The following is a 12,252-nucleotide window of genomic DNA, read 5'->3' on the forward strand; positions in this document are numbered from 1 at the left end:
ACGATGAGCACCGCACCTCCCCCGCCCCGGGCCTCGGGACCGCCCCGCGCTCCCGGCCCGCCCCGGACCCGGGGGCACCGCTCCCGCAGGGCCGCACGCGCGGCCGTCGGTTCGGTCGCCGTACTCGCCGTACTCACGGCCTGTGCCGGACCGCCCCGCGGCGCGGCCGACGGCACGGACCCCTCGTTCGCGCTCTCGGCCGGTACGCCGCGGCCCAAGGGGGAGATCGACTCCTTCACCTGGGCCGTCTACGCGGAGCCGCCGACGCTGGACTACACGGTGGCGTTCGACTACCCGCAGAACACCATCCTGTCCAACGTCTGCGAGAGCCTGATGCGCTGGACGCCCGGACTCACCCTCGAACCGGGGCTGGCCCGCCGGGCGAGCAACCCCGACCCGAAGACCTGGGTGTACGACCTGCGGTCCGGGGTGCGGTTCCACGACGGGCGGACCATGACGGCGGACGACGTCGTCTTCAGCCTCGGCCGTCAGCGCGACCCGAAGAACGCCGCGGCCTGGGCGCAGAACTTCGAGAACGTCGACTCGGTCACCCGGACCGGTCCCCTCCAGGTCACCGTCCGGCTGAAGAAGCCCGACTCGCAGTTCCCGCAGTACATGGCGACCGCGGCGGGCGTCGTCGCCTCCCGCGCCGGGGTGCGGGAGGCGGGCGCCGACTACGGCACCTCGGGCAGCCTCGCCTGCACCGGGCCGTTCACCCTCGGCTCCTGGCAGAAGGGGCAGTCCCTCGAACTGCGGCGCTTCGACGGCTACTGGGGCACCCGCGCCAAGGCCGGCCGGGTCGTCTTCCGCTTCCTCACCGACGCCTCGTCCCGGACCAACGCCCTGCTCAGCGGCGAGGCCGACGGCGGCTACCTCATCCCGACCGAGAGCTACGAACGGCTCAGGAACAGTGGCGTCGGCACCCTGCGCTTCGGCGAGGGACTCAGCACGGTCAACCTCGGCATCACCGACATGAAGGGCCCGCTCGGCGACGTGAGGGTGCGCCGGGCGCTCTCCCTCGCACTGGACCGGCCCGGCTTCGTACGGGCCGGCCTGGGCGGGGCCGGCTCCCCCACCAGCTCCCTGACCAGCCGCGCCGCCTGGGCGGGCGCCTCGCCCGAGGTGCGCGGGGCGGCCTTCGCCGGGCTGCCGCCGACGACCAGGGACATCGCCAAGGCGAAAGCACTGGTCAAGGAGGCGGGCGCGAGCGGCAGTTCGCTGACCGTCGCCACCAGTTCCATCGGCCAGGACGTCTCGCTGCTCGCCACCGCCGTACAGGCGGCCGGCAGCGAGATCGGACTCGACATCAAGCTGAAGTCCGTCGCGCCCAACGCCTTCACCGCGCTGTTCACCGACCCGGAGGCCCGCGTGGGCATCGACGCCTTCCCGCTCACCTACTACGACTCGATCACCGACCCGCTCGACCTGCTGACCAACTTCAGGACCGGCGCGTACCTCAACCTCGGCGGGTACAGCGACAAGCGGTACGACGCCCTCGTCGAACAGGCCACCGGCGTCTACGACAAGGACCGCCGGCTGCGCGTCGAGAGCGAGCTCCAGCGGCACGCCGCCACGCAGCTACCGTGGATCCCGGTCGCGGAGTGGCCCACCGCGCTCTTCCTCAACAAGAGGATCACCGGGGCGCCCACCACCATCTCGTACATGTACTACCCGTGGGCCGCCGACGTCGGCGCCGCGGACACCTCCGGTGCCGGTGGTGGCAGCAGTACCCGTGGTGCGGGTGGTGCCGGTGGTGCGGACCGGGGGTCAGCGCCGTGAACCCCGTCGCCTTCCTGAGATTCACCGTGCGGCGGATCGCCGAGATGGCGGCCACCCTCCTCGTCGCCTCGTTCGTCGTGTTCGGCGCGATGTACCTGGCGCCCGGCAGCCCGGCGAGCTTCCTGCTCTCCGGCCGCTCGGCCTCGCCCGAGGCGCTCGCCGCCGTCACCGCCAAGTACCACCTCGACGACCCGTTCGCGGTGCGCTACCTGCGCTGGCTGGGCGATGTCGTACAGGGCGACTTCGGCCGCTCGCTCACCTACCGCACCGACGTCTCCGAACTGCTCGCCGACCGGCTGCCCACCACCCTGCTGCTGATCGCCATGGCGCTCGTCGTGGTCGGTGTGCTCGGGCTGCTGCTCGGCCGCGTCGCCGCCGTACGGGGCGGGAGGACCGACTCCGCCGTCCTGGTCACCACCGCCCTCGCCGTCGGCACCCCGTCCTTCGTCGCCGCCGTACTGCTGCAAGGACTCTTCGCCATCGAACTGGGCTGGTTCCCCAGCAGCGGCGCGGGCGAGGGCTTCCTCGACATGGTGTGGCACCTGACGCTGCCCGCGACCGCCCTCGCGCTCTACCTGGTCGGCATGCTCGCCCGGGTCACCCGCACGGCCATGCTCGAAGCGCTCGACAGCGAACACGTCACCGTGGCCCGCAGCCGGGGCGTCCCCGAACGCCTGGTGATCCGCCGTCATGTGCTGCGCAACTCGCTGGGCACCGTGCTCACCACCACGGGCCTGATCGTCGCCACCCTGCTGGTCTGCACGGTCCTCGTGGAGACGGCGTTCAGCATCGGCGGCATCGGCCAGCTCCTCGAACTGTCCACCACCACGAAGGACTTCCCGACCGTGCAGGCCGTCTCACTGATCGTCGTGGCGCTGTTCATGGCCGTGAACCTGGTCGTGGACCTGCTGCTGCCCCTGGTCGACCCCCGGATCGTCCTCGGTACGAGAGGGGCCGCCGCATGACCGCCGTCCTCACCCGGCGCCCCGGTCTGGCGAAGCTCGGCACCGCCGCCGGCCGTTCGCCACTGCGCCTGGCCTGTCTGGTCCTCGTCGGGGCCGTCGTCCTCGCGGCGCTCTGCGCGCCGCTCCTCGCGCCCCACGACCCCAACGCGGTCAACCTCGGCGACTCGCTCGCCGGACCGTCCGCCGACCACCCGCTCGGTGCCGACACCGCGGGCCGCGACACCCTCTCGCGGCTCCTGGTCGGCGCCCGCACCTCGCTGCTGGGCCCGCTCGGCGTCGTCGTGTTCTCCACCCTGGTGGGCGTGGCCGTCGGCGCCACCGCCGCCTGGCGCGGCGGCTGGCTGGACTCGGTGCTCTCCCGGTCCACCGAACTCGTCTTCGCGTTCCCCGGGATGCTCCTGGCGATCCTGGTGATCTCGGTGTACGGGGAGGGACTGCTGGCACCCGTCGCGGCACTGGGCCTGGCCTACCTGCCGTACGTCAGCCGGCTCACCCGCTCCCTGGTGCTCGCCGAACGCTCCCGGCCGTACGTCAGCGCCTACCGGGTGCAGGGCCACTCCGCGGCGTACATCTGCCTGCGCCACGTACTGCCCAACATCGCGCCCGTCGTCCTCGCCCAGTCCACCATCAACTTCGGGTACGCCCTCATGGACCTGGCGGGACTCTCCTTCCTCGGGCTCGGCGTGCCGCCGCTCACCCCGGACTGGGGCCGCATGATCTTCGACGGCCAGACCGCCATCCAGCACGGCTACCCGCTCTCCGCGATCCTGCCGTGCGTCCTCGTCGTGCTCACCGTGGTCGCGTTCAACGTGGTCGGTGAAGGCTGGGCCGACCGCGTCGCCAGGAGGGACCGATGAACACGACCACCTCGGCGCCGCCGATCCCCGCCCTCGACGTCCGGGGCCTGCGGCTGACGCTGCCCGGCGGCGCCCGCCCCGTGCTGGACGGGGTGGACCTGACGGTCGGCCCCGGCGAGACGGTCGCCCTGGTCGGCGAGTCCGGCTCCGGGAAGTCCCTCACCTCGCGCAGTGCCCTGGGGCTGCTGCCGACCGGCGCCGCCGTCGAGGGCGGTGTCCTGGTCGAGGGGCAGGACGTCCTCACCGCGTCTGCACAGCGGCTGCGCGCCCTGCGCGCGGGCACCGTCGCCATGGTCTTCCAGGACCCGCGGGCCACCCTCAACCCGCTGCGCCGCATCGGGGACTTCCTCACCGAGGGCGTCCGGTCCACCGGCGGCACCGCCGGGGCCGCCGCCGCCCGCGCGGCCGAACTGCTGGAGGCCGTCGGTCTGGACGAGGGCGTGCTGCGCAAGTACCCGGGCCAGGTGTCGGGCGGCATGCTCCAACGGGTCGTCATCGCGGCGGCGCTGATGGGCGACCCGGCGCTGCTGCTCGCGGACGAACCGACCACCGCGCTCGACGTCACCACCCAGGCCGAGGTGATCGCGCTGCTCGCCCGGCTGCGCGCGAGCTTCCGCACCGGCCTGCTGTTCGTCACCCACGACCTGGACCTCGCCGCGGCGATCAGCGACCGGGTGTACGTCATGTACGCCGGGCGCATCGCCGAGACGGGCCCCGCCGAGGTGCTGTTCGCGCGTCCCCGGCACCCGTACACCGCGGCACTGCTCGCCTCCACGCCCCGGCTCGGCGCACCGGACGGCCGGCTCGCCGCGATCCCCGGGCAGCCGCCGGACCCGCGCACCCCGCTGGCGGGCTGCGCGTTCGCGGCCCGCTGCCCGCTGGCCACCCCCCAGTGCGTGGAGGTGGTGCCGGTGGCGCTGCCCGACCCCGGCCGGGCGGACCATCTGGCCGCCTGCCACCACAGCGACGCACTCCTGCGAGAAGGCGGGGCCCCCGATGCCTGAACCCCTGCTGGAAGCCGTCGGCCTGAGCCGCACCTTCGGGACCGTACGGGCCGTGGACGACGTGTCGCTGGCGCTGGCGGAGGGCGGTTCGCTGGGCATCGTCGGCGGGTCCGGCTCCGGGAAGACCACCACCGCCCGGATCCTGGTCGGCCTGGAGCGGGCCGACGCGGGCGAGGTACGGGTCCGGGGCACGGTCCGGCCGTCCCGGGTACGCGGCCGCAGGCAGCGGCTGGCCAGGGCCCGTGAAGTGCAGATGGTCTTCCAGGACCCCTACCTCTCCCTCGACCCGCGGACCGGTGTGGAGCGCGCGCTGCGCGAGACCCTGCGGCTGCACTTCCCCGACCGGGACCCGGGCCCCCGTACCCGGGAACTCCTCGACCAGGTGGGCCTGGGGTCGCGGGCCGCCGGTGCGCTGCCCCGGGAGCTGTCCGGCGGCCAGCGCCAGCGCGTGGCCATCGCCCGCGCGCTCGCGGTGGAGCCGGCCGTGCTCGTCCTCGACGAGGCGGTCGCCGCCCTCGACGTGTCGGTGCAGGCGCAGATCCTCAACCTGCTCGCCGACATCCGTGCCGAGACCCCGATCGGCTACCTGTTCATCACCCACGATCTCGGCGTCGTCCGGTGCGTCACCGACGAGGTACTCGTCATGCGCCACGGCCGCGTCGTCGAGGCGGGCGGCACCGCCGAGGTGCTCGCCGCGCCGCAACACCCCTACACCCGGCTGCTCCTGGACTCCGTACCGCGGCCGGGCTGGGACCCGGACCGGATCGCGGCGGCCCGCCAGGAACTCACGGCCGTCCAGGCAAGTCCCCCACAGGAGGCATGAATGACGCGCGACACGCACGCTTCGGGCACGAACAACCCGGGCAGGCACCGGCGGACCATGAACAGGCGGGGATTCCTCATCGCCGCCGGAGCGACCGCCGCGGGCGCCGCCGTGGCCACCACCGCCCAGAGCTGGGCCCGCGGCACCGCGGGCACCTTCCAGGTGCCCGTCGAGGACGTCCGGCACACCCGCACCTGGATGGCCTGGCCGGACAGCTCCGCCATCTGGGGCGGCAAGCTGAGCGGCGTCCAGGCGGACATCGCCCTGATCGCCCGGACGATCGCGAAGTACGAGCCGGTGGTGCTGTGCGCGAACTCCGCCAGTGCCGCGAAGGCCCGCTCGATGTGCGGTACGACGGTCACGGTGCTCGACTCGATACCCGTCGACGACTGCTGGATGCGCGACTCGGGGCCGGTCTTCCGCACCGACGGGGCCGGCGGGCTCGACACGGTGGGGCTGAACTTCAACGGCTGGGGCAACAAGCAGGCCCACGCCAAGGACGCCCTGGTCGCCGAGCGGGTGGCCGCCTGGGCGAAGGTTCCCTTCGGCTACGCCGACCTGGTCGGTGAGGGCGGGGCCGTCGAGCAGGACGGTGCGGGCACCCTGATGGCCACCCGGAGCAGTCTGGTCAACCGCAACCGCAACCCCGGGGTCTCCGAGCAGGATCTGGCGGCGGCGCTGTGCGACGCGTACGGCGCCTCCAAGGTCATCTGGTTCGACGGGGTGCGCGGGCAGGACATCACCGACGACCACGTGGACGCCACGTCCCGGTTCCTCGCGCCCGGCAAGGCCCTGGTCCAGATGCCGCTGGCCACCGACACCGACGCCTACGCCCGGGACGCCCGGCAGCAGTACGCCGTCCTGTCCGCCTCGACGACCGCCGCCGGGAACCGGATGAACGTGCAGCGCCTCCAGGGCCCGGACTACAACAAGATCCGCTCCACCAACCGGGACTTCCTCGCCTCGTACGCCAACTACTACGTCTGCAACGGCGCGGTGATCAGCGCCCACTTCGGGGACTCCGCCGCCGACGCGGCGGCCCGGTCGACGCTGGCCCGGCTCTACCCGGGCCGGGTCGTCGAGCAGCTGAACATCGACCGGCTCGGCACGGGCGGTGGCGGCATCCACTGCGTGACCCAGCAGCAGCCCGCGGCGTAGCCGCCCGCCGGTCAGCCGGAGTGGAGGCGTGCGGCGGCGGCGCGGCCGGTGGCCACGCAGGCGGCGACGCCGACGCCCTCGTAGAGGGCGCCGCACACCTCCAGGCCGGGCAGCTTGGCGACCGCGTCGCGGATGGTGGCGACGCGGTCGGCATGGCCGGGTTCGTACTGCGGCAGGCCGTCCCGCCAGCGGGTGACCTTCGAGCCCAGCAGGTCTCCCAACGGGCCGACCGCCTCGGTGAGTTCGGCCAGGGCTAGGCCGGTCAGGCGTTTGTCGTCGAGGGCGAGCAGGTGTTCCTCGCCGGCCCGGCCCACGGAGGCGCGCAGCACGAGCGCGGAGGGCGCGGTGTCGTGCTGCCAGGCCCACTTGTGGGAGAGGAAGGTCGCGGCCTTGACGGTGCGGCCGTCCACGGGCGGTACGAGGAAGCCGTTGAGGGCGGGCGGGGGGCCCGCCGCGGTGCGGGCGAACGCCATGGTGATGACGGCGGAGCCCGCGTAGCGCATCGCCGCCAGTTCGGTGTGCGCGGCGGCCGAGTGCGGGCGCAGCAGGGGCGCCGCGGCGTGCGCGGGCAGTGCGAGGACGACGGCTTCGGCCTCCAGGGTCAGCGGGCCGTTGCCGGTGACGGTGTGCACCCGCCAGCGGCCGGGGAGGCGTTCGAGGCCGAGTGCGGTGCAGCGGTGCAGGATGTGCGCGCCGCACGCGGTGGCGACGGCGAGCGGCAGCCGGCCGGTGCCGCCGGTGATGCCGCGTACCGGGCTGGGCCGGGTGCCGGTGCGCGGCGGCTGGGCGCGGCGGCGCAGGGAGGCGAGGAGCGAGTCTCCGGTGGCGGCGATGCCGGCGACGGCGGGCATGGTGGAGCGCAGCGAGAGCTGTTCGGTGCGGCCGGCGTAGATGCCGCCGAGGAGGGGTTCGACCAGGCGGTCGACGGCTTCCCGGCCGAGGCGGGGCACCAGGTAGTCGGCGACGGTGATGTCGGGGTCCTCGGTGCCCAGCGGGCGGGCGGGGACGGCTTCCTCCTGGGCGAGGCGGGCGATTCCGGCGGCGGAGAGCAGTCCGGTGCCTTCCAGGGCGCCGGGGTCCGGTGGGATGCCGAGGACGTGTCCGGCGGGCAGGGGGCGCAGGGCGCCGCGGGTCCACAGGGTGACGGGGGCGGGTGCCGGTTCGCGCAGGGCGTCGCCGAGGCCGACCTCCTCCGCGAGGCGAACGGCTTCGGGGCGCAGCGCCATGACGGACTCGGCGCCCTCGTCGACGGGGATGCCGGCCAGGGAGCCGGTGCGCAGTTTGCCGCCGATGCGGTCGGTGGCCTCCAGGACGGTGACTTCGGCCCGGCCGCGGAGTTCCCAGGCGGCGGCGAGTCCGCTGATGCCGCCGCCGATCACGATCACTGAGCGCATGGGGGCGCCCCCTTGTTCTTCTTGTCCTTCGGTTGGAACGCCGCTTGGTACGCCGGCTGGTACGCGCACCACGGGTCGGCCGCGAGCGGGTCGCCGGTGACGGCGTAGGCCCGGGAACGGGAGCCGCCGCAGACGGAGCGGTACTCGCAGGCGCCGCACTTGCCGCGGAGCAGAGTGGGGTCGCGGAGCACCCGAAACAGGGGTGATTCGCGGTAAATGTCCGTCAATGGGCGGTGCTTGGTGTTGTCCGCGGACAACGGCAGGAACCCGCTGGGGGTCACCTCGCCGGTGTGCGACACGAACACGAAGCCCCGTCCGGAGGAGACGTCCATGGGCGGGCGGCGGACCGTGCGCCGCTCCCCCGCGAAGAGGCCGAGGGCGGTCGCGCGGGCGGTGAGCCGGGCGTGGAGGTCGCCGGTGCGGGGCGCTTCGCCGCGCTCCGCGAGTGCGGCCCGTTGCAGCACGACGCGCCGGAAGTGGTGGCCTTCGGTGGTCTTGGTGGCCATGAACGCGCCGCAGTCGTACAGGAAGTGCAGGACGTCCTCGGTCTCCTCCGCGGTGAGCGAGTCGAGTTCGGCGCCCCGCCCGGTGGGCACCAGCAGGAAGCCCGACCAGAGCATGGCCCGCTCCCGGCGCACCAGGGCGGCGATGTCGGCGAGGTCCTCCAGGCTGTACCGGGAGACGGTGGTGTTGATCTGCACCTTGAGCCCGAGGTCGCGGGCGGCCCGCCAGCCGTCGAGGGTCAGGTCGAAGACGCCGTCGACGCCCCGGAAGGTGTCGTGGCGGGCGGCGGTCGACCCGTCGACGCTGAGCGACAGCGCGACGGCACCGGCGTCCCGCACGGCGGTCAGGTTCTCCCGGGTGAGGGTCGGTGTGCCGGAGGGCGAGACCGCGACGCGCAGCCCGATGGAGGTGCCGTACGCGACGAGTTCGACGAGGTCGGGCCGTTGGAAGGGGTCGCCGCCGGTGATGACGAACAGCGGGTGGGGCCGCCCGAAGGCGGCGATCTGGTCCATCAGGGAGCGGGCCTGCGCCCCGTCGAGTTCGTGCGGGCTGCGCAGCGGATCGGCCTCGGCCCGGCAGTGGGCGCAGGCCAGCGGGCAGGCCCGGGTGGCTTCCCAGATGACGAGGAAGGGCCGGTCGGCAACGGCGTGGCGCGGGGTGCGGACGAGACGCGGCGCGGCGGCCTTCCCGGCGCCGCCGGGCCGGGGCTCCCCGGCCCCGCGCCGCGGTGCGGGGCTCACCGGACCCGCTCCCAGCCGCGGCGCTCCGCACGGGTGGCCGTCGCCTTCGGGTCCCGGCTGCGGTAGACGACGTACGGCCGGAAGAGGTACTTCACCGGGGCGCTGAACATGTGCACCAGCCGCGAGTACGGGATCAGCGCGAACAGCGCGAAGCCGAAGAGGATGTGCAGCTTGAAGGCGAGCGGCGCGCCCGCCATCAGCCCGTAGTCCGGCGCGAGCGTGAACAGGGAGCGGAACCACGGGGCGATGCCCTCGCGGTAGTTGTAGCCGTCCGTCGCGCCGGTGGAGTTGAGGACGGTGGCGGCCAGGCCCAGGAGCATCGCGCCGAGCAGGCAGCTGTACATCACGTGGTCGCTGCGCAGGGTCGCCCGGCGCACGGCCGGCACCTTGAAGCGGCGGTACACCAGCAGGCCGATGCCGAAGGCGGCGGCGAGGCCCGCGACCGTGCCGATTCCTACGGCGACCAGGTGGTACGTGTGCTCGCTGACGCCGATGGCGTCGGTCCAGGACTTGGGTATGAGCAGTCCCACGACGTGGCCGAGCACGACGAAGAGCATGCCGAAGTGGAAGAGCGGGGAGCCGATGCGCAGCAGTTTCGACTCGTGGAGCTGGGAGGAGTGGGAGGTCCGGCCGAACCTGTCGTAGCGGGCGCGCCAGACGGTGCCCGCGATCAGCAGGACGAGCGAGACATAGGGCACGACACCCCACAGGAGCAGGTCCATCAGTCCGACGTCCTTTCGGGGAGCGCGGGCGCGCCACTGGTGGCGGCGGTCGGGCGGACGGCCGGCCAGGGCAGGTCGATGCCGGGCCCGAAGGGCTCCAGCGGGGAGCCGACGCCGACGAGTTCCCGGGGCGGGCCGTTGCGGGCCAGCGCCCTGGCCTCCTCCCTGGTGCGCGGGGAGGGGCCGGGGAGGGTGCTGCACAGGGCTTCGAGCACGGCCGTGTACGGGGTGTTCGCCGCGCTCACCGCGAGGCGCAGCAGTTCCAGGCCGACCCGGTGCTCCTCCAGGAGTGCGGTGCCGGCCTCCGGGTGGCGGGCGGCGAAGTCGAGGGCGACGGGGAGGAAGTCGGGCAGTTCCTCGTCCGCGTACTCCAGGCCGTGGTCCCGGTAGAGCTGTTTGACGCGGACCAGGGAGAGGCCGCGGCGGCGGGTGTCGCCGTCGGCCCACCAGGTGAGGTAGAGGCAGCGCCGGTTGCGGGTGTCGAAGGTGGCCGTGTAGTGCGCGCACAGGTCGAGCGGTTCGGTGGCCGCGACATGGTCGAGGAAGCCCGCGAGGAGCGGGGCCGCCTCGGGCCGGGTGGCGCCGAGGGCGGCGCGGAGCCGGGGCAGGTCCGCGTACAGCCGGGAGTCGGGGTACTCCAGGCAGCGGCCCGCGACCAGCCGGGTGACGGCGTCGGGGCCCATCGGCGGGGGCGGCCCGCCGGTTTCGGTGGGCGGCGGCGGGCCGGTGCGGCCGAGTACGGGGGTCGTGGTCATGAGCTCCTCCGGGTCCTGCCGAGGTTGAGCATCACGCGGGCGGGGGCCGGCGCGGGCACGTCGGCCACCGGGCAGCCGCTGTCCGGGCCCTCGCCGGGCGGGCCGTCGAGGGGGTGGGCGTCGGCGAGGGCCGCCGCGTCGGCGCGGGCCGCGGTGGGCACCACGAAGCGGTCCTCCAGCTTGGCGACGGCCAGCAGCCGGAACATGTCCTCCAGCTCGACCGGGGTGAGGCCGACCGCGCGGGCGATGTCCTCGCCGGGGTCCTCGCCGAGGTTGACGTGCCGCATGTGGGCGCGCATGGCGGCCATCCGGTGCAGCACCGCGTCCACCACGCCGGTGTCCCCCGCGGTGAGGATCTCCGCGAGGTACTCGACGGGGATGCGCATCGCGTCGATCGCGCCGAAGAGGTTGCCGGCGTCCTCGCCGTCGCGACCGGTGGCGGCGACCGCCTCGACGACCGGGGAGAGCGGCGGCACGTACCAGACCATGGGCATGGTGCGGTACTCCGGGTGCAGCGGGAGGGCGACCTGGTAGGTGGCGATGAGGTCGTACACCGAGGAGCGGCGGGCCGCGTCGAGCCATTCGTCGGTGATGCCCGCGGCCCGTGCGGCGGCCCGCACCGCCGGGTCGTGCGGGTCGAGGAAGGCTTCCAACTGGCTCGGGTAGAGGTCGTGTTCGTCCTCGACGGCAGCCGCTTCGGCGACCTTGTCGGCGTCGTACAGCAGGACCCCGAGGTAGCGCATCCGGCCCACGCACGTCTCGGAGCAGACCGTCGGCAGGCCGACCTCGACGCGCGGGAAGCAGAAGGTGCACTTCTCGGCCTTGCCGGTGGCGTGGTTGAAGTAGACCTTCTTGTACGGGCAGGCGCTGACGCACATCCGCCAGCCCCGGCACTGGTCCTGGTCGACGAGCACGATGCCGTCCTCGGTGCGCTTGTACATCGCCCCGGACGGGCACGCGGAGACGCACGCGGGGTTGAGGCAGTGCTCGCAGATCCTCGGCAGGTAGAACATGAAGGACTGCTCGAACTCGAACCTGATCCGCTCGCCGACCTCGTCGCGGATCTTCTCCACGACCGGGTCGCGCGGCCCGTGCTCGACGGCGCCGCCGAGGTTGTCGTCCCAGTTGGGGCCCCACTCGATGGTGTCCATGGGGGCGCCGGTGACGGAGTCGACGGGGCGGGCGGTGGGCAGGTCGTCGCCCGCCGGGGCCTCGGTGAGGTTCTTGTACTCGTACGTCCAGGGCTGGTAGTAGTCCTCGATCCCGGGGAGGTCGGGGTTGGCGAAGAGGGTGCCCAGGCGTTTGAGCCTGCTGCCGGAACGCAGCCGCAGCTTGCCGGAGCGGGTGCGCTCCCAGCCGCCCTTCCACTTCTCCTGGTCCTCCCAGCGGCGGGGGTAGCCCTGGCCGGGGAGGGTCTCGACGTTGTTGAACCAGACGTACTCGGTGCCCTGCCGGTTGCTCCACGCCTGCTTGCAGGTGACGGAGCAGGTGTGGCAGCCGATGCACTTGTCGAGGTTCATCACCATGGCGACCTGGGCCATGACGCGCATG

General features: G+C 73.6%; 11 protein-coding genes. 6 read left to right on the forward strand and 5 right to left on the reverse strand.

Annotated features, from left to right (window positions below):
* The first annotated feature begins 3 nt into the window (after positions 1-3).
* The 6 genes from ACFYVL_RS02710 to ACFYVL_RS02735 are packed head-to-tail and all read left to right on the forward strand — an operon-like array spanning position 4 to position 6,586.
* The gene (locus ACFYVL_RS02710) at positions 4-1,779 is read left to right on the forward strand and encodes an ABC transporter substrate-binding protein (protein WP_389240940.1); all 1,776 of its coding nucleotides are present in this window, start codon (positions 4-6) and stop codon (positions 1,777-1,779) included.
* On the forward strand, positions 1,776-2,744 hold the full coding sequence (locus ACFYVL_RS02715; protein ID WP_389240941.1) for an ABC transporter permease: 969 nt from the start codon (positions 1,776-1,778) through the stop codon (positions 2,742-2,744). The genes ACFYVL_RS02710 and ACFYVL_RS02715 overlap by 4 nt, the downstream gene beginning before the upstream one ends.
* Entirely contained in the window at positions 2,741-3,601 is an 861-nt protein-coding gene (locus ACFYVL_RS02720) for an ABC transporter permease (RefSeq protein WP_389240942.1), read from the forward strand. Before ACFYVL_RS02715 ends, ACFYVL_RS02720 begins: the two co-directional genes overlap by 4 nt.
* Complete coding sequence (locus tag ACFYVL_RS02725; protein ID WP_389240943.1) at positions 3,598-4,605, forward strand: ABC transporter ATP-binding protein; 1,008 nt, start codon at positions 3,598-3,600, stop codon at positions 4,603-4,605. Before ACFYVL_RS02720 ends, ACFYVL_RS02725 begins: the two co-directional genes overlap by 4 nt.
* The gene (locus ACFYVL_RS02730) at positions 4,598-5,428 is read left to right on the forward strand and encodes an ABC transporter ATP-binding protein (RefSeq protein ID WP_389240944.1); all 831 of its coding nucleotides are present in this window, start codon (positions 4,598-4,600) and stop codon (positions 5,426-5,428) included. The genes ACFYVL_RS02725 and ACFYVL_RS02730 overlap by 8 nt, the downstream gene beginning before the upstream one ends.
* The gene (locus ACFYVL_RS02735; RefSeq protein ID WP_389240945.1) at positions 5,429-6,586 is read left to right on the forward strand and encodes an agmatine/peptidylarginine deiminase; all 1,158 of its coding nucleotides are present in this window, start codon (positions 5,429-5,431) and stop codon (positions 6,584-6,586) included. It abuts the gene before it with no gap.
* An 11-nt stretch (positions 6,587-6,597) separates the two neighbouring features.
* Here the strand turns inward: ACFYVL_RS02735 and hemG are convergent, their stop codons facing one another.
* From hemG to narH, 5 genes are all read right to left on the reverse strand, one after another.
* Positions 6,598-7,980 (reverse strand): protoporphyrinogen oxidase, encoded by a 1,383-nt coding sequence (gene hemG / locus ACFYVL_RS02740; RefSeq protein WP_389240946.1) that lies wholly within the window; start codon positions 7,978-7,980, stop codon positions 6,598-6,600.
* Positions 7,968-9,224 carry a TIGR04053 family radical SAM/SPASM domain-containing protein gene (locus ACFYVL_RS02745; RefSeq protein WP_389240947.1) on the reverse strand — a complete coding sequence of 419 codons (1,257 nt, stop codon included), beginning with the start codon at positions 9,222-9,224 and terminating at the stop codon, positions 7,968-7,970. The genes hemG and ACFYVL_RS02745 overlap by 13 nt, the downstream gene beginning before the upstream one ends.
* Positions 9,221-9,946 (reverse strand): respiratory nitrate reductase subunit gamma, encoded by a 726-nt coding sequence (gene narI / locus ACFYVL_RS02750; RefSeq protein WP_389240948.1) that lies wholly within the window; start codon positions 9,944-9,946, stop codon positions 9,221-9,223. The genes ACFYVL_RS02745 and narI overlap by 4 nt, the downstream gene beginning before the upstream one ends.
* Entirely contained in the window at positions 9,946-10,629 is a 684-nt protein-coding gene (gene narJ, locus ACFYVL_RS02755; protein ID WP_389241304.1) for a nitrate reductase molybdenum cofactor assembly chaperone, read from the reverse strand. The genes narI and narJ overlap by 1 nt, the downstream gene beginning before the upstream one ends.
* A gap of 68 nt (positions 10,630-10,697) precedes the next feature.
* Complete coding sequence (gene narH, locus ACFYVL_RS02760) at positions 10,698-12,251, reverse strand: nitrate reductase subunit beta (RefSeq protein ID WP_389240949.1); 1,554 nt, start codon at positions 12,249-12,251, stop codon at positions 10,698-10,700.
* Position 12,252 lies beyond the last annotated feature (1 nt).

This window comes from Streptomyces sp. NPDC004111 (assembly GCF_042874215.1).
Taxonomy (GTDB): domain Bacteria; phylum Actinomycetota; class Actinomycetes; order Streptomycetales; family Streptomycetaceae; genus Streptomyces.